Consider the following 17,137-nt stretch of genomic DNA (forward strand, 5'->3'; position numbering starts at 1 on the left):
TAATAAGACAAAAAACGAAAAGCATTAAAAGAGGTAAACATTGGACTAACCGTGGTTTTTGTTCCGGAATGTAAGGGCCGAAACCCCGGCTGCCCTTTTGAACAACCTTACAAAATAAAGATAGTCATCAAAGCCCAGTTGATGAGCAATTTCTTTCACTGATTGATCTGTATGGTACAAGCATCGTTTAGCTTCGAGAATGATACGGTCCTGAATATTTTGGGAAACTGATAAACCTGTAGTATGCTTTACACACTCGTTTAGGTAAGCAGTAGAAATATTTAACTGAAGGGCGTAGTCACCCGGCCTTTTGGCCACGCGGTATCGTTTCTCCAAAAGCTTTCTGAATGCCCTCGTCACAGTTTCAGCTCTTGACAACGATGTTTCAACGCCATGCCGATCTAAAAATTGTGAAATGACAAAAGTGATCAGGGTATTGCAACTGTGCTTTAATAAAAGATAATGAAGCTTATTGCCTTTTTGAAGGGAAAACCCCAGGCAGAGTTGAAAAATAGTGGAGAGCGTATGTTCTTTTTCTGCAGTAAGCGATAAAGGCACTGCAGGCACAATGCCCTCAAGCAATTTGATTGAATCAGCATCCATCACTTCGTCCTTAACCGATAAAGAGGAGATAGTAATATCTTCGAAATGAATGATGCGGTGAACCTGGGCAGGGTGCATGTATACTACGGCAGGCGCACAAACCCGATACTGTTTAAAATCGATTTCTATATCAACGGTTCCTTTCTCCAGGATATGAAAAGTATGTCCTTCATCTCTATGCGAACTTCGGAAATCGTTTTTTTGGAAACTCATTCTATCAATGGATACCCCGTGTACATTATTGTGATCCATCGTATTAAAATATATATAATTCTCTTTTATCCTGTCTGATAAATCAGTAATCAAATTTTCATCATCCATTTCTTAATTTATAAATATTAACTATGTGAGCATATCCTATAATTGCGGAGCATAAAATTGCAGTTAAAAATCTAAAGGCCATGTACAAAACTATTTATTTCGATTCTTATTTAATTTCAAATGCGCTTTTAAAAAAGTAGAAAAGCTTGTTTACACTAACTAATTGTGGCTCGGTGGTACCCTCATGTCTACAGGAGGAATTGCCTGCTGCAAAAAACAGCTATCGAAATAATGACAGAGCATTACCTAAACGAACCCATTATGGAAGATTACCTGAGCATGTCCCGAATGCAGATGAACAGCTATTGCCTGAAACGGATTTAAGGGGAAGGTTTTTGGAAAATATACAGCCCTTGCTTACCATTGCGAATAATAATGGGTTTGAATATATGAGGAAATTATAATTAATTCGAAGTGTTAGGTTTTAGTCTGCCATTTAGGGTTGCACCATTTACATTTCAAAGTTGAATTTGATTGGCTGGCCTCAAAAAGTAGCAAACTCAAATACAATGCTTATCAAGATGGTTTCCGCGGTGATGAAATCGTTAATATCCTCAATAAAACTAATTGTTGCCTTATTGAGCAATTAAATTTGCCTATCTGTAAAGGAATTTAACCGAAGTATGTAACAAGACATTGCATCTTTCTACGCTACCAACTTAAAATTGGCAAATATTTGTCAAAAAAATGGCCTGAAAGGTCAATTCACCCCTTTCGTGATTATTCCTTATCTGTTTTTCAATTTGATTAGAGTGTTATACCGACTTTTGATGATAATTATTTTAATGATTATAATTGTATTAATCAATCTATTATTAACCTCTATTTATTTGAAGAGTGAAAACCCTTAAATTTAAAATAATTTGGCGGAAAGCTATTTTAAGTCTGTTTGTGTTATTGTTTGTCATTTCTTGTAAAAAAGATGGTAGAGATGAACTCCCTGGTCTCACCATTAGTGAGTTGAAGAAAAATTATGAAAAACAGATTATGGGATATAAAGCCAGTATGTTCGCGGAGTATAACCCGGCATGGGACAAGAGCTATACTACAACAAAGGATGGCTATAATGTTACAGAAGTCCCATTTACTAATTCAAACAAGGTTGTTCCATTGTTAATTAATGAAAAACTCAGTGATGTGGAAATGTCACATGCGGCTGCATCAGCTCAGGTGAAACTGATTTTGCTCAATCGGGCGGGCACTACTGACGTGACTATAGCATATATGATGCTTCGTAGCAAAGAATCAATCAACACATCAAATTTCCACTATAAAGATTTTGGCCAGTTTAGCGGGAAGGTCGATTATTTTAATATAGATGGCTCATACCAGAACGGCTATCTATTCCAGTCTGGAAAGATCGATAAAATAATAAGCAAATCGGTACTAACTGCTCAACAGGTACTAAATCTAAAAGAAAGAAAAACCCCAATAGGTAATGGTCCCCGTGATAAGGTAATGCTTTACGACAGTAATTCGAACTGCGATGTAACAGTTTATGATTATTACTATGAAACATGTGTTTACATCGAAGGGCATCCCGAATATGGAACTTACTGCTCTTATCAGTTTGCCTATTCAGTACCGGTTATTACCTGCTATGGATCAGGCGGTGGCGGTGGCGGCAGTGGCGGAGGAGGTGACGGAGGTTACTCTGGCGGAGGCGGCGGCAGCGGAGGTACGCCTCCAGTACCCGCGGCACCAGACCCCGACCCTTACAATATTTGTGACCGCACAGCTAAAGTTAACTCGAGCGTCTCTAATGCTAATTTCGCAGCAAAGAATAAGGAGGTTAACAATGCAACCCTCGCAACTGGTAATGAATATGGTTATGAACAACGCCTGGCTTCATTATCTGGTACAACCTATAAAGATATTCCTGTTCGAACCGATGGAACTACAGGCCAATTCACTTCATACTTTACCTGGAGTTCAACAAGCGGCTATACAATCGGAGATGTACACTCCCATCCTTTAGGATATAATCCTTCTCCTGCGGATGTATTTGGGATGGCAAAGAACTTAAATAGTACAGATTTGCAGGCCGCTGGTTCATCTGATATTGATTTTTATAAGAAAAATGTTTCTATTACTGTAATAACCGCTAATTATATCTATGTAGTTACAGTAAAAGATTGGACGGCCTTGAATGCTGCCTATACTACCTACAAAAACGACCCTTCAGCTTATACGCTGAGTTATCAAACGCTATCAACCCAATCTGGTGGTCAGGAAAAAGCACTGTTAAGCCTCTTAGGAAATGCAGTTAACTATTATAAAGTGGCTAAAGGCACTAGCACTGCCGTGCCTTATGTAATAGGATCAGACGGAACTGTAGTGCCTCTTAACTGCCCGGGAGCAGCGATAGAATAATGAAAACTAAAATATACAACGATGAAAATAATCTTTTTTACAATAGTGATAAATTGCTTCACATTTTTTAAACAGGAAGAACCACTGAGTAGGGTGGCAAATATTGAACTTCCTCAAAAATCAGCACGTTTATCAAAAAATGAATTGGCAGCAATTAGCAAACGTAGGTTCAAAACCTCTCTGGCGATGTCGCAGTATACCCGGACCTTTGATATTGGCGGGGTACTCTTAGGCTTTGAAGATTATACAACAGACCTAAAGGATTTTAAGGGCCTTGAAGACAAAAAAGAAGAGTGGGTAAATATGATGAAAGGTACTGGTGGAACGCCAAACATCGACCGCGCAGAAATCATCAAAGTAAATAATACCAGATTTTTGATCCAAAGTATCAAAAGTGGCGATGAATATTTCACAAGCTTTATTTCGGATAAAAAGGGCCGGAAGGGCATTTCGGGCAGTCTCCAGTACAAACTTGCTGATAAAGAAAAAGCGGATAAAATTTTAAATGAATTTCTTAAGAAAATCAGTTTCAAAGCGCCTTCATTGTCAGGAGATAATTGACCATTCTTTAATCTTTTGCAGAGCGATGATTGAACAATAAAAACGAGTCGATTCAAGGTACTTCCTGAATGCTTATGTTTGTTCTGTGGAAGGTTGGTGGTTTACCGTAAATTCATGGTTAAAGGAAATAGTACCTATCTATGTTTTTATGATGTTATGGATATTTGTTTAATTATCACTGTTAAAAGCAGGTTAATCTATTTTGTTCAGTTAACCTAAGCTTGCCAATAACAATCAAAACTAAACCATGCTTTCACAGGCAGACTATCATAACTTTTACGCAAGCTGTACCACCGGTTATATGATCCTGAACAGAATGGCTTCTGGTAATTGTATTAAGTATTAATGATGGCTGTATAATTTTTTTGTTCGCTGTTTATGATTAGAGTTTATATTAAATTAGTGATAACAGATATTAATTAATGAAGCAAACGCATCGGCCTTAAAACTTCCAGAAACTTATTTTCTTTCTTGTCACAAAACCTAATTTCTCATATAGCCTGATAGCATTAAAATCGGTATCGGCGACGTGAAGTTAAGGAATTTTAGATTATTCGAATATCTTATTGCTTACGTGGACAATCAGCTGTTTCGCATAACCTTTTTCTGTATATTCAGGATGGGTAACTATCGCGCTTAATTCAGTATAGCCATCCATTTTCATTCTCTCCCCGGTAACAGCAATCAGCTGATCATTTTTGTAAATCCCGTAATAACTCCCCAAGTCAGCTGTTTTATTTTTGAAGTAGCAAGGTTGTACCAGATTGACGAGCTTTAGCAGATCATCTCTTTGGTCCTCAGTATCTAGTTCTGTGATCACCTTTAGATTAATACCAAGGTAACTATATCGGTAAATAACCCTACCCGGACCTTTAGGGTGTTACCGATGTACCAAACTGATTGCTGGCATAACAAATGGCTTGAGTGATTATTCATAAATGGCCCGATCTGCAAAATTATAGCCTGGTGATCATGGCAAAAGTAATCAGGAGACGATACCTCAGTTAGCTTAATAGCCATACCGATTCGGCCCTCCCGGCAGTGTTGCTTTACAGAACTTAACAGCAATTATTTTTGCGCATCAACGGCTAAAATTTTGCGGACAGCCACTAAACTTTTGCTATCGTATGCCCTGTGCTGTGAATATCCGTTCAATGATGGGAAGATCCTTTTTATAGCTTTCCACACTCCAATCCTTAAGGTAGGTTTGCATTGGAGGCATTCCCATAGCTTTGCGGCGTTTATCCAGATTATCTACGTCAGCAATTGGGTAAGGATATTGCTTTCCGGATGTTTTATCTGTAAATAACTGGCTACCATAACTTTGTGTTTTCCCCTGTCGGATATTGATCCGGTCTTCCAGAATAGCCAGGTTGCTGGATAATATTTTACCTTTTTTTTCAACATCCCGTATCAGCGGTAAGTATTCAAGTTGTGTTTGCAAGTCAGCATGTTGTATAACCAAAAACAAACCCTGGGCTGCAATCATACCAACCTGCTGAGGGCTTTGCCAACCTTTTTCTTTAATGATATTTTTTACGCGTATTAAATTCATGTTATCCGTCTGACGCATCACCCCCCTCAGACTGTCTACATATTCCTTTGGTTTTTTGGCTTTAAGGGCTTCTGAAACCGCATTTCTAACAGACTGGTCTGATTTATATATGGATTCCAATGAATCTTTTAAAGGTTTGTTCAATTCATCGTCATTAATGATGAAGGACGTCACCTGACTGTAAGCACACAGTGAGATCAGGCAAAAGAAAGTTAATAAAGAAATTTGCATAATGGAAATTTACAAAAATTATAAATAACGTCGACATTAATTAAAATTGGGGCGGTTATCCGCTCGTTTTGTGAGGCTGTCTTTAAAAGGCTCCAGAAATCCAAACTCAATTAAAAATGTAATTCCCGGATCACCATCCGCTGCGCTAACCGTGCTGCAACAATAGCTGAGCCCTTGGTTTCCGCAATTAAAAGGAAACAGTGCTGAAATATACCGCCGTTCGGCAAATGTTGAAAATGATTGCCCATATGCACTTGATGAGCAAAACCTTACCATTAACCCGCTATGGCATGGTTACCTGGTTGAACATGCCGGTATTTTAAAGGCATTTTGTTACTGGCACCTGAGCCTTTACCTGCAGAAACACAACCCCAACGTTCCCCATATCCCGAATAAACTGATTAAACCTGCACGCAGGAACAACCTCTTAAACCAGCGTAAATTCTGGAACAGGGTTTTAGACCATACCGGCCCGCTGGAATGTATATACACATAAAAAACTAACACATGGCAGCTTCGCCGTTGAACATTTTATTCCCTACGCTTTTGTATCGCACGATCTGATCTGGAACCTGATTCCTGCCGATCCATCATTTAACAGCCGTAAGAATGACAAGCTGCCCAGGATGGAGGATTACTTTGACGGGTACTACCTGCTGCAAAAAACAGCTATAGAAGTGATGACGGAGAACTATCCAAATGAACCCATGATGGAAGATTACCTGAGCCTGTTCCCGAATGCCGATGCGCAGCAATTGCCTGAAACGGATTTAAGGGAAAGGTTTTTAGAGAATATACAGCCCTTGCTTACCATTGCGAATAATAACGGCTTTGAATATATGAGGAAGTTTTTGTAACTGTAGCGTGGATAAAATACAGTTCTATTTCTTCCAGAAAAACGTTAACCTTTTCCAATAGGCACTGGCTCCTAATATTAAATTCAGATCAGCATGTAGTGCATCAGCGTTAATGTTATGAAAGGTATATGCAGGCTATACGTCAAGATTTTATGAATTTCTATTTTCAATATTCTCCTTACATATTTTAATCTGCTTTTTCATGGCATTCAGTTCTGCAATTTTCTCATCAATTTGCAACAACCTTTTGTCCAGCACTTCAAATTGTGCCTTTTGGGTGATCTCCTTTTTGTACCATAGATCAACAACCTCCTTAATTTCATTTAATGTAAAACCCACTGCTTTGGCCATCTGTACAAAATTAAGTTTATCAATGGCCCCCTGCTCGTAAAACTGGTAGTTATTGGTACTTACTCCGGTTTTCCGCCGCCCGCTGATCAGCCCGCTCTTTTCGTAGAACCTCAATGTCGGGATCGGAATACCGGTTTCTTTAGATAGCTGGTGAATAAGTTTCATGATGTGGAAAAATAAAGTTGAACTATGAAGTATACTGCATACTTGTGCCCTACAAATTTAGTGTCTAAGTTCGCATTTGAAAATAAAGAAGCTTTAAATTATAACAGAAAACTATCATGCACAATCCCTTTAGCAGCACCGCACTCCTGAAAAGCCTTCCTGGCTTTGAAAGCCACTTTGTACAAGTGAACGGCACCCGGTTACATTATATTGAAGGCGGGCATGGACAGGCTTTGATCCTTCTTCCCGGTTATCCTGAAACCTGGTGGAGTTGCCATCAGATTATGCCGCTACTCGCATCAGAATTCCGGCTTTTCGTGGTTGAAATGCGGGGAATGGGCGATTCCGATAAGCCAGCGGATGGCTATGATAAACGGAATATGGCAAAAGACCTTTACGAACTGACCAGACTGCTTAATCTTGAAAAAGTATTTATTGCCGGACAGGATATCGGGGCACACGTAGCCTACAGTTTTGCAGCGAATTTTCCTGGTGCAACCGAAAAAGTAATCTTGATTGATACACCGCATCCCGAAGAGGGAATGTACCAGCTCCCGATGCTGCCTATCCCAGGTGCAAAACACATCTATCCCTGGTGGCTGGCCTTCAACCAGATAAAAGAGTTGCCTGAAGAAACTATGGAAGGAAGGATGAATATCGTTATTGACTGGATGTTTGATCAACTATTGGTAAATCTACAGGCGGTAACGGGGTTTGACCGGTCAGTTTATGCATTTTTCTATAACAGTAAGGACGCCATACGGGCTTCAAACGGCTGGTATCAGGCATTTAACAAAGATATCGCGGACTTTAAAGCATACAGAAAAATTGAACTTCCGCTACTGGCTATCGGTGGCAGTGGCTACGAAATACTGGAGAATGGAATAAAAGAAAATGCCACAGCTGTTAAACTGGTGAAAATCGAAGACTGCGGACATTTCCTGCTTTCAGAGAAGCCACAAGAATGTGCGGTCCATATGATCAGTTTCTTAAACGCTCCTTAACACTGGCTTGGATTAAGCCTGGTGATCATCGGAATTTCAAAGCCGAAGTGCTATCCAAAGAACATCACAATACCATCTGTTTTGCAGCGTGCTATACCAAGCGGCTGCAAAACAACAAACTGCATGGATCAGCCACCAGTTAATACCAGGATTGATTTCACTCCCTTTTTTTCCTATAAAAACCGCCACCCAAAGCGCTTGAGCGGTTGCAGTGGCATCCTACCGCAGGGAGATACAGCGGAAGACGAAAGCCTTCAGGAGAGGCCAGAAGGAAGATAAAAAAAATATTTTAAAAGCACGGGCAAATAAAAAAAACAGACCTGGTATGGAATTCCCCACTCTACCGCATCTTCTATAAAAACCAAGCCCATGAAAAACCTGCAATTGATTCTCACCAAGCCATGCTTACAGCAATGGGGCGACATTGAGCAGCCAGACGGCAGACATCACTGCAGCAAATGCGAAAAAAACATCGTAGACCTCACTACCAAATCAGATACAGAACTGGTAGACTTTTTTAAACACAAAAGCGATAACATATGCGGACGCCTGCTGGCCAGCCAAATGAACCGCGACCTGTTAAGCCCCCCGGCAACACCAGGCTGGCAATGGCTCATGCCGCTTGCCCTGGCCGCACTGGCCGTTAGCCCGGCACAGGCACAAAAGACAAAACCATTGATGGTACAAACGGAAGGGCAGCACAAAGAAGCCAATGAAACCAAACCATCACCGGCCAGCCTCCCCACCTTACCAATTAGCATAAAAGGAACCGTAGTTGACCAGGCGAATGGCAAAGCACTTGCCGGCGTTAAAGTAAGGCGGATGGGAGAAGACGATGCATTGGCGATAACCGATTCCCTTGGCAGATTTGAGCTAAACCTGGCTGATCGCGACAAGCTATCCAAATTCATCATCAACCTGCCAGGCTACACGCCCATGGAGACCGATCTGAATGATAACATGGTTATTAAATTAATCGCCGAGAAAAGGATCATGCTCGGCGGTATATCGACAATCTCGCTGAACAGATCGCCGCTTTATCTGATCAGGGCAGGTAATAAAAGCTGTACAATTGAAGCCTCGAAAATTGGTGAGCTATCACCAGACTGGATTGAAAAGATAGAAATACTTAAAGATGCAAAGGCTACGGCAATTTATGGCGCAAAAGGTGCTAACGGTGTGATATTGATCGAAATTAAAAAAGCCTACAGGAAAAAGATCAGGTTTTCGAAATAACCATCACCTCAGAGACATTCACAGGCATGCTTTCAAGATATTGATATTGGACGATAAGCGCCAAAATTGCGGGTGGAAAAACATTTCAAAATCCCAGCCTTATTCCATTGCTGTATTGCCTGCGCCATCACCTAAATGATCAAAAGCTATTAATAAAATGATATGGATAGGCTTAAAACCCGTCAGTTATTTTAACTTGAGAACGGTTCCATATTCCTTCTCTCTAATTTCGGTTGTTGAAATAATCTCAAAAGTATAAGTTTTAGATTCTTCTTCTATTCTAACCTTTATTTTGGAACCATTAATTTTGTAAGTCCCCCGTTAGCGGATGTCGCCAAATGGAAGAACTTCTGCGTAGCCATCTGGCTGTAAAGTTAAAGCGAAACCACCATCGTAAGCATTAGCCGGGGTATGGTTAACCTGAAAATACGCTTTTACTTCATTTACAACGAGTTGATCTTTTTTGCACCCCCCTGCAATGATCAGTATGGAAACAATAAATAAAACAATTAAGGTAGTGGAATTAGAATAGATGTTTTTCATGCGCAGGTTTATGGTTTTAAATGATTTATCTGGCCAGGTATTTCAGGTTAAACGAGTGGATTAGCGCAAATGCTACAGTTAGCAGCAAATTGTTATTACTAATTGATTGTTAACTACGCTATTTTGTGGTGACGACACATCGCGTAAGCCGGAATTTAAGGAAAATGCATGAACCACCCGACAAGGTGGTTGAGGGGTACGGACATCTCTTTTAAATTGAAACGTTTTTACGCCATGATTGCTATATTTACAGACTGATCAGGCTTGCCGAGAGATTTAATAAGCCGCTCCCTGATGAGCATATCTCCACCCACATACATTCCGAAATAAGTTGAAAGCGAAAACGGGATTAAATTTTAAAAAGCATCCTTTTATCCCCCTATTTCTTAACTTTATGTTGAAACTAAAAACAACATCATGAATCAGGCAGAAAACCAACCAGCAGCAGAAACCCGATCAGCATCCATCAATGAGCAAGTTACAGACGCTGTTACACAGTCTAATGTAAAAGTTGTAGCGGAAGCACCGGCAATAGCATTGGGAAATGTTTACCAGAAGGCGGCACATGCTACCGCGATTATGTTTGAAAATGCCGTAAACGCCCGGCAACAGCAGGATATTCTGGGGCAGGCTGCAACAAATCAGGGCGTTACACAGGTTTACAATATTGATACCGATGGTGATGCAAAAATTTTAAAACCGTAAACCCGAGCCAAACAGCTATTTAAGCCTCGTGCAGAGAAAACTTTAAACCTGAAATCCGGGGTTAGTCCTTATTTTATATCATTTTGGCCAGTGCTTTCGCATCAGCAGATTAAACTGGTGAACGTTTCTCCCCCACAATGGCAGCAGCTAATCTCTTTTTCATTATCCGGCAACTCGCCACAATTGGTGCAAACCTTTTGCTTTTGCCTGGATTGGCGGCTCAGAAATACGCCATCCCGTACCGGCATAATTGGTTCGCCCATATATAGTTTTTCAAAAGTGGCACTCTTGTACCCAAACCAACTCATTCCCCGTTGAAAATTTAAAGTACATACGAGAAGCAGCATACCCTGTGCCAGTCCGCTTCCAGGCAACTGCATCGGCACGGAAACGATTGGTCCCAAAACAAGCATCACAACCATCTCGTTTATAGAAAGCTAACCGCTCATCCTTTTTCCAGGCCACCTGATGATCAATAATAAAAATAAATACATGAGCAGCGTCCTAACCAGCGTCTCAACTAAAAATATCTCCGGAGCTTCTCCGAGTAAAATTCTTTGATAATCATTTTAACTTAACTTCTTCAGGATTCATATCAGATTTTGATTTTACGTTGATACAGCCTTCATATTAACTTAATGATTGGGTAAAGGATTGAAGGAGAAGGTTATAGTTGGTATTATTTTTTCTCAATTTTTGATATTTATTAATCAATCAGCTTCACTGCCTTTAGTTTTACAGGTAGAATTTCATAAATACGCAGTAATTTTAAGTTTTTGCCTATTCTCTGTATACATTTAATTTAATTGATATATGAGGCTACCATCCCTGGGGCGAAACTCCGTGTATCTATCAGCGTACTTTGTAAGCGATTACCTGGCTCACCTACTATTGAAACTTTCGTTTCCCGGGACATATTATAGTTAAGGCTTACCATCTGTTCCACATTAGCGTAAAAGCGCTGATCAGATCTGTCTCAATTTTAATTGTGCAATCGAGGTAACCTAAGCGATGCGTTGCAAACCCTTTTATTTTTTGTAATTTTTTAAACCTTTCTGCTCGCATTCTTTCTTTCCAAAAAATGTATCTTCTTACCTTTAATCCAATAGTGGTGTATTTCTATTTTTTATTGACGGTACATCTTTTATTTTGCCTTAACCTAAAATTTGATGTTTCATCGTCATTCCTAAATCGTTTTTGTAAAATATTCGTTGCGCCTGCCATTATTGTATTTTGTTCATTACAAGTATGTATATTCAGATAATCTAAAATTTATCATCAAACTGCTAACCAAAAACATCACATCTATAAACATTAGTTTTAACTATGAAAAAGAGAATTACCATTGAGCCAGTGGAATTACATTCCTATGGACTAAAATTGAGCAACAAAAAAAGACTCTTAGCAAGCATTTTCGCTTTCAGCTGTTTGCTTACTGCCTGTAAAAAAGATCAATCAGACATCGCATTGTTATCACCTGAAAAAAGTGCTTCCAATGCAAAATCCAATACGGTGGCAGCCCTTTCAATACCTACTAAAAGTAAGGCCTTATTGGCCATGCAGGTTTATAACAATCATTTTTATAATCAGTACGGCACATATGGTTCTTCATATAAGGCATATTACTGGAAAGATGATAACCATACCGGCAGAATGGATTTCTGGACCCAGCAGGAAGCGATTGAAATGCTGATAGATGCCTATAATATAAATCCCGGCACTGATTTAAAAAATAAGATTTCTTATTTATACAATGGCGTAAGGGATGGTTATGGTTTACTGTGGACCGACAATAAATTTAATGATGATATTGTTTGGGGAGCACTAATGTGTGTAAGGGCTTTTAAAATAACCAATGACGGCGGCATGTTGGATATGGCAAAAAATAATTTTAACATGATGTGGAACCGCGCCTGGGATACGCAATCGTTAGGTGGTGGCTTATGGTGGACTACCGATAATCAAACTAAAAATACCTGTGTAAATGCGCCGGCAGTTATATGTGCGATGCTGTTATACCAGGCAACAGGCGATGTAAGTTATAAAAACAAGGCTAAGCTCATTATGGATTGGATGGTAAACAGACTTTACGATTCATCAAGCGGTGAAGTTAAAGGGGCAATTAACAAGGCCGGTACCATTACCGAGGGGGCGCTTTCTTATACGCAGGGAACTTTTATTGGCGCATGTGATTTATTACGTGCTGATTTTCCGGCAATAAACTACCTGTTAATGGGTACCAAAGCGATGGATTATGCACGCAATAGCCTTTGTAATTCGCCTGGAGGAATTTTAAAAGATGAGAATGGCATTGCTGATACACAGGGCATGAAAAGTATTTTTGCACGCTGGGCCTGCCTTTTTGTAAAAAATACGGGTACAGCAAGTAATTACGGGCCCTGGCTTGATGCCAATGCAGCACAGGCATGGTCTATTCGCAATAACCAGGGCCTGATGTGGAATATATGGGGAACCCGCACGCCAGAAAGCACGCGTAATGCTTTTGAAACTACCTGCGGCGTTGCTATGGTTAACGGTATTTACTATTATCGTTAATTATAAGGCGGAATAAATAAAGGTAACGATATGATTTATCTACCCGGCATCAACCATCCTTGCTCCATTGTCTGGCCAATTGCTGCTGCTGTTTTATGCCAGCTATTTTTACGAAAACAGATTACCGGTAAGTAAAGAAGATTATTATATTTGAAACCATATCTAAAACCCCAAACTACGCCTCATGAAAAAAACACTTCTGGTTATACTGGCAACCGCTTTAAGCCTTCCCGGTTTTACCCAGTTTAAAAATGAAAGCTTCGAAACCAAAAAAGATCAGTCCCCGGCCCCTTCGGATTGGAATTTTACTGCCGTTGCTGGCTATACCGGCCAGATAGATGATTCCATCTCACATTCGGGAAAGTCTTCATTCAAATTAACAGGTAGCGACCAGATTAAAGCGAATACTTTCCAGAACGTTTCACAGCTCATTGCTTATGAAACCAAGGGCTTTGAGCAGATCCAGCTTTCGGGATACGTAAAACTGAAAGAGGTTGAACAGAGCCTGGCATTCTGGTGCCAGATTTGGGATAAGGACAATAAAATGATCGGGTTTGAAAACATCCAGTCACAGCAGCCGATACTAAAGGGAAACAGTGACTGGAAGCAATATTCCCTTAAACTCAGCCTGCCTAAAGAAACCAAAAAACTTTATTTCGGGATCTACCTGATGGGAAAAGGAACAGCCTGGATAGACGATTTTACTATAGAAAAACTCGACACCCCCTACTCCCCACCCAGCGAAGAAATTACCCGCTACATCAATGAAGTGCGCAAAATAATAAAAGAAAATTCCATTTACAGGGATTCCCTTAACTGGGCAGATATCGACGAGGGCATTAAATTCTTTTCTTCGGGCCTGAAAACCGTGACCGATGCAGCCAAAATTAACAGCTACATCCTTAGCGCCTTAAAAAAGGCAGGTGATAACCACTCCTTCTTCCAGTCACGGGTAAATGCCCGGAAATATGCTTCGGAGAATACCAACCCCGAAAAAACTACTGCAGCACTGCTCGAAGAGAATATAGGCTATATCCAGGTACCTGGTTTTGGTTCACTGGATAAGAAAACAATGGATGAGTTTGCGAACGATATCCAGCAGCAGATTTGCCGGCTTGACACAGCAAACCAAATTAAGGGATGGGTAGTTGACCTGAGGAAAAATACAGGTGGCAACATGTACCCGATGATTGCAGGGCTCGGTCCGCTGATCAGCACCGGAGAACTGGGTTACTTCGTCTACCCCGACGCAAAAAAAACAAAATATTACCCATGGACCTACACCTCTTCAGCTAAACCAACCTCAACCATGGGTATCTCCATCAGCAAACCTTACCAGATTAAAAACAAAGACAGTAAAGTTGCCGTATTGATTGGTCCGCGTACTTCAAGCAGTGGCGAGATGACCACCATATCCTTTATCGGCAAAGCGCACACAAAATTGTTCGGAGAACCGACAGGTGGCTACACGACTGCAAATAAGGGGTTCAAATTAGCGGACGGCTCTTATCTTTATCTGGCCTCGAGCTATACTGCAGACCGCAATAAGAAAGAATACCGCGGAAAAATACAGCCCGATATCCTAATCAAGCCTTCAGGTGATGGGGATGAGGTATTAAAAGCTGCTGTAAAATGGCTGAACGAAAAGTAAATTATGCACAAATAGCGGTATCGATCGTATCTTATCGATCCCAGCACCAGCAACCCTAAATTAACGCAAGTTTAAACCTTAACAATCTCATGAAATTACAGCACACCTTCCGCTATTTATTTTTTCTTTTTCTCCTTATTTACGGCGGCCTTTGCCAGGCACAAACTTTTGAACGTGGCGAAACCATTAACGGACCTGGTTTCGGATACGGCGGCGTTAAGACTTTTGATGCCGACGGTGATGGTGACCTGGATGTATTGTACTTCCCCAACTTATATCTGAATGACGGCCATGGCAGAAAACAAAAAACGATCCTCATAGGAGATGCCAAAGAATATGAAGATTACAGCCTCGAAGACCTTGACGGGGATAAAGACACCGATATTGTTGTATTATATAAAAACGGGGAAATAGCGGTTTTCATCAACGGCCCGAAGGGTTTTAACAGGATAGCACAAAAAAGCAAGTTGCGCTACCTTCCGGCCGAGTATGCCAAATTGTATTTATATGATGCCAATTCTGACGGAATACGCGATATCATTATATCCGGGCTCAGAGGAGTTCCAATAGCATACACAGGCGCTGTAAACCACCAATACAGCTATTTTAAAGCCTTTAATGATAATTTTCAAAGGCTGAGTGATGTAATTGGGATTGACATCGATAAAAACGGCATCCAGGAACTACTGGTTCCTGTTTACCCGCAAAAAAGGGGTGAAAACCCTGTGCTCCAGGCTTATGCTTTCAAAGGCAATAAATACGTTGTTGCCCAAACCATCCCCCTTGCTACCGGGATAAGCAGCTTCAGGTTAATGGATATGGATAAGGACGGCGACCAGGACCTGGTATACTCTTATACAGACCAGAATGGCGGTATATACTGGATAGAACGTAACAGCAAAGGCGCATTGGGTAAAACCCATACACTTATAAACCATCTTGAACTGGAAAACTTCAGGCTTGAAGACTTTGATTCAGACGGCGATCTCGATCTGGCTTATTTTACCCAACGCAATCAATATACTTTTATCAATTGGGCCGAGAATAAGGGGAATAATGTTTTTGTTAAAACCCAGAAAAGTTTACTCCCCAATATCAAAGAATCTCAATTATTTGTTTTAGCGGATTTCGATGGCGACAAGGTTAAAGACGTGCTCTTTTATGATGATGAAAAAGAACAGATAAGGCCGCAGTATACCATGCTCTTACAGCAAAAGAACGGGCAGGTAAAACAAAAGAATACCTGGCTTGTAAAATCTGAATGTTCCGGCTTTGCTTTTACCGACCTGGATAACAACGGCACCAAAGATATTGTAGGATATTATAACCATGAGTTGTTTTATATGCTATCAGACGGCAAAGGAAAATATGCCAGGTCTGCGCAACTGCTAAAAAGCCCGTTTAAAATCGAAGAACTTAAATCAGCCGATCTTGATCATGACGGGAAAGAAGATCTGGTGGTATGCTCCGGCGAGCGGGATAACGGCATCCTGGGTTGGTATAAAAACCTGGGGGGCTTCAAATTCGGCCCGATTTCGATATTGCTCCAGGAAAAAGGAAGACTGATCAGCTTCGAGCTTATCGATTATGATCGCGACGGCAATAAAGATGTGGCCGTGAACTACTGGACAGACAACATTCGCGGTCTATACGTTTATAAAAACACGGGTAAGGGCATTTTCAGCAAAAGCCGTACAGCAGTTAGCGAAACCAGTAAATTATTCCCGTCTATTGCCGTATGGGATATTAACGGAGACAAGGCCGATGACCTGATCGATTACGGTTCCCAAACCTGGTTCAACTACAAAGGGAATGAAAAATGGGAAGAGCAACCAAGTCATTTTCAGCAGCAATTTATCAGCAGCATTTATAAAGCCAAAGTGGACAATGATAGCTCAGCAGACTATCTGGTCCTTGCAGGCAGCCAGCTTAAATGGTTTGAAGAAAATAACGGAAAATGGGAAAGCAAAGTTATTCCCGAAAACTTTGGTATCGAGATGTTCAGTGTCGGGGATATCAACAATGATGGCTACAGCGATATTGTCTGCCTGGCAGAGCAATATGGTCTGGCAGAAGGGTTTAACGAGGAAATTGCCATCAGCTCCAAATATTCCATCATCTGCCTTATAAACGATAAGTCAGGAAACTTTACGCCCAAACCACTATCACGGGTTTCAAGCTTAAGCAGCCTTCAACTCCAGGACATTGATAACGATGGTGACCTTGACATCATTGCCTCCTGCAGCCAATGGCCCGGTTCAGGTATCACCGTATGGAAAAATTCAGGCACTAAGTAACTACAAGCTTTCCCCGATGCCATTCACAGACCTGATATAACTGAAGATGAATGTATTATAGACAGGCTTTAAATGTTCGGGATAGTTAATTCAGAAAAATGAAAAATGTATATAGGATGCTCATCGCC

Annotated in this window: 16 protein-coding genes and 1 pseudogene; 11 read left to right on the forward strand and 6 right to left on the reverse strand. The window is 40.7% G+C overall.

Annotation, left to right across the window (positions count from 1 at the left end; all coding sequences use genetic code 11):
- Positions 1–45 precede the first annotated feature (45 nt).
- Positions 46–924: a helix-turn-helix domain-containing protein gene (locus tag OQX63_RS14705; protein ID WP_265851611.1), complete on the reverse strand. Its 879-nt coding sequence runs from the start codon at positions 922–924 to the stop codon at positions 46–48.
- A gap of 146 nt (positions 925–1,070) precedes the next feature.
- Here OQX63_RS14705 and OQX63_RS14710 point away from each other — a divergent pair, with 146 nt between their 5' ends.
- From OQX63_RS14710 to OQX63_RS14720, 3 genes are all read left to right on the forward strand, one after another.
- Positions 1,071–1,328, forward strand: a complete 258-nt coding sequence (locus OQX63_RS14710) for a hypothetical protein (protein WP_265851612.1) — start codon at positions 1,071–1,073, stop codon at positions 1,326–1,328.
- Between the two features lie 433 nt (positions 1,329–1,761).
- On the forward strand, positions 1,762–3,297 hold the full coding sequence (locus tag OQX63_RS14715; protein WP_265851613.1) for a hypothetical protein: 1,536 nt from the start codon (positions 1,762–1,764) through the stop codon (positions 3,295–3,297).
- A gap of 21 nt (positions 3,298–3,318) precedes the next feature.
- Positions 3,319–3,858 (forward strand): hypothetical protein, encoded by a 540-nt coding sequence (locus OQX63_RS14720; protein WP_265851614.1) that lies wholly within the window; start codon positions 3,319–3,321, stop codon positions 3,856–3,858.
- A 550-nt stretch (positions 3,859–4,408) separates the two neighbouring features.
- Here OQX63_RS14720 and OQX63_RS14725 read toward each other — a convergent pair.
- Both OQX63_RS14725 and OQX63_RS14730 read right to left on the reverse strand, forming a co-directional pair.
- Complete coding sequence (locus OQX63_RS14725) at positions 4,409–4,678, reverse strand: GNAT family N-acetyltransferase (protein WP_265851615.1); 270 nt, start codon at positions 4,676–4,678, stop codon at positions 4,409–4,411.
- Between the two features lie 300 nt (positions 4,679–4,978).
- Complete coding sequence (locus tag OQX63_RS14730) at positions 4,979–5,644, reverse strand: DUF6624 domain-containing protein (RefSeq protein ID WP_265851616.1); 666 nt, start codon at positions 5,642–5,644, stop codon at positions 4,979–4,981.
- 464 nt (positions 5,645–6,108) lie between these two features.
- Here OQX63_RS14730 and OQX63_RS23485 point away from each other — a divergent pair.
- Together OQX63_RS23485 and OQX63_RS14735 are read left to right on the forward strand one after the other, a co-directional pair.
- A pseudogene (locus OQX63_RS23485) lies at positions 6,109–6,255 on the forward strand (HNH endonuclease domain-containing protein); the annotation flags it as partial.
- Positions 6,256–6,270: 15 nt separating this feature from the next.
- Positions 6,271–6,501, forward strand: coding sequence for a hypothetical protein (locus OQX63_RS14735; protein ID WP_265851617.1), 231 nt, complete (start codon positions 6,271–6,273; stop codon positions 6,499–6,501).
- A 150-nt stretch (positions 6,502–6,651) separates the two neighbouring features.
- Here the strand turns inward: OQX63_RS14735 and OQX63_RS14740 are convergent, their stop codons facing one another.
- A complete protein-coding gene (locus tag OQX63_RS14740; protein ID WP_265851618.1) occupies positions 6,652–7,017 on the reverse strand; it encodes a MerR family DNA-binding protein in 366 nt (121 codons plus the stop codon).
- A gap of 116 nt (positions 7,018–7,133) precedes the next feature.
- Here OQX63_RS14740 and OQX63_RS14745 point away from each other — a divergent pair, with 116 nt between their 5' ends.
- Positions 7,134–8,021, forward strand: coding sequence for an alpha/beta fold hydrolase (locus tag OQX63_RS14745; RefSeq protein WP_265851620.1), 888 nt, complete (start codon positions 7,134–7,136; stop codon positions 8,019–8,021).
- A 369-nt stretch (positions 8,022–8,390) separates the two neighbouring features.
- The gene (locus OQX63_RS14750; RefSeq protein ID WP_265851621.1) at positions 8,391–9,257 is read left to right on the forward strand and encodes a hypothetical protein; all 867 of its coding nucleotides are present in this window, start codon (positions 8,391–8,393) and stop codon (positions 9,255–9,257) included.
- Positions 9,258–9,578: 321 nt separating this feature from the next.
- Here the strand turns inward: OQX63_RS14750 and OQX63_RS14755 are convergent, their stop codons facing one another.
- Positions 9,579–9,800, reverse strand: a complete 222-nt coding sequence (locus tag OQX63_RS14755; RefSeq protein ID WP_265851622.1) for a hypothetical protein — start codon at positions 9,798–9,800, stop codon at positions 9,579–9,581.
- Positions 9,801–10,217: 417 nt separating this feature from the next.
- Here OQX63_RS14755 and OQX63_RS14760 point away from each other — a divergent pair, with 417 nt between their 5' ends.
- A complete protein-coding gene (locus OQX63_RS14760; RefSeq protein ID WP_265851623.1) occupies positions 10,218–10,505 on the forward strand; it encodes a RebB family R body protein in 288 nt (95 codons plus the stop codon).
- Between the two features lie 101 nt (positions 10,506–10,606).
- Here OQX63_RS14760 and OQX63_RS14765 read toward each other — a convergent pair whose 3' ends face one another.
- The gene (locus tag OQX63_RS14765) at positions 10,607–10,918 is read right to left on the reverse strand and encodes a hypothetical protein (protein ID WP_265851624.1); all 312 of its coding nucleotides are present in this window, start codon (positions 10,916–10,918) and stop codon (positions 10,607–10,609) included.
- A 913-nt stretch (positions 10,919–11,831) separates the two neighbouring features.
- Here OQX63_RS14765 and OQX63_RS14770 point away from each other — a divergent pair.
- From OQX63_RS14770 to OQX63_RS14780, 3 genes are all read left to right on the forward strand, one after another.
- The gene (locus OQX63_RS14770) at positions 11,832–13,061 is read left to right on the forward strand and encodes a glycoside hydrolase family 76 protein (RefSeq protein WP_265851625.1); all 1,230 of its coding nucleotides are present in this window, start codon (positions 11,832–11,834) and stop codon (positions 13,059–13,061) included.
- A gap of 184 nt (positions 13,062–13,245) precedes the next feature.
- Complete coding sequence (locus tag OQX63_RS14775; RefSeq protein WP_265851626.1) at positions 13,246–14,712, forward strand: S41 family peptidase; 1,467 nt, start codon at positions 13,246–13,248, stop codon at positions 14,710–14,712.
- A gap of 89 nt (positions 14,713–14,801) precedes the next feature.
- Positions 14,802–17,009, forward strand: coding sequence for an FG-GAP repeat domain-containing protein (locus OQX63_RS14780; protein WP_265851627.1), 2,208 nt, complete (start codon positions 14,802–14,804; stop codon positions 17,007–17,009).
- Positions 17,010–17,137: the final 128 nt, after the last annotated feature.

Origin of the sequence: Pedobacter sp. PF22-3 (assembly GCF_026239555.1) — a bacterium.
GTDB lineage: Bacteria > Bacteroidota > Bacteroidia > Sphingobacteriales > Sphingobacteriaceae > Pedobacter.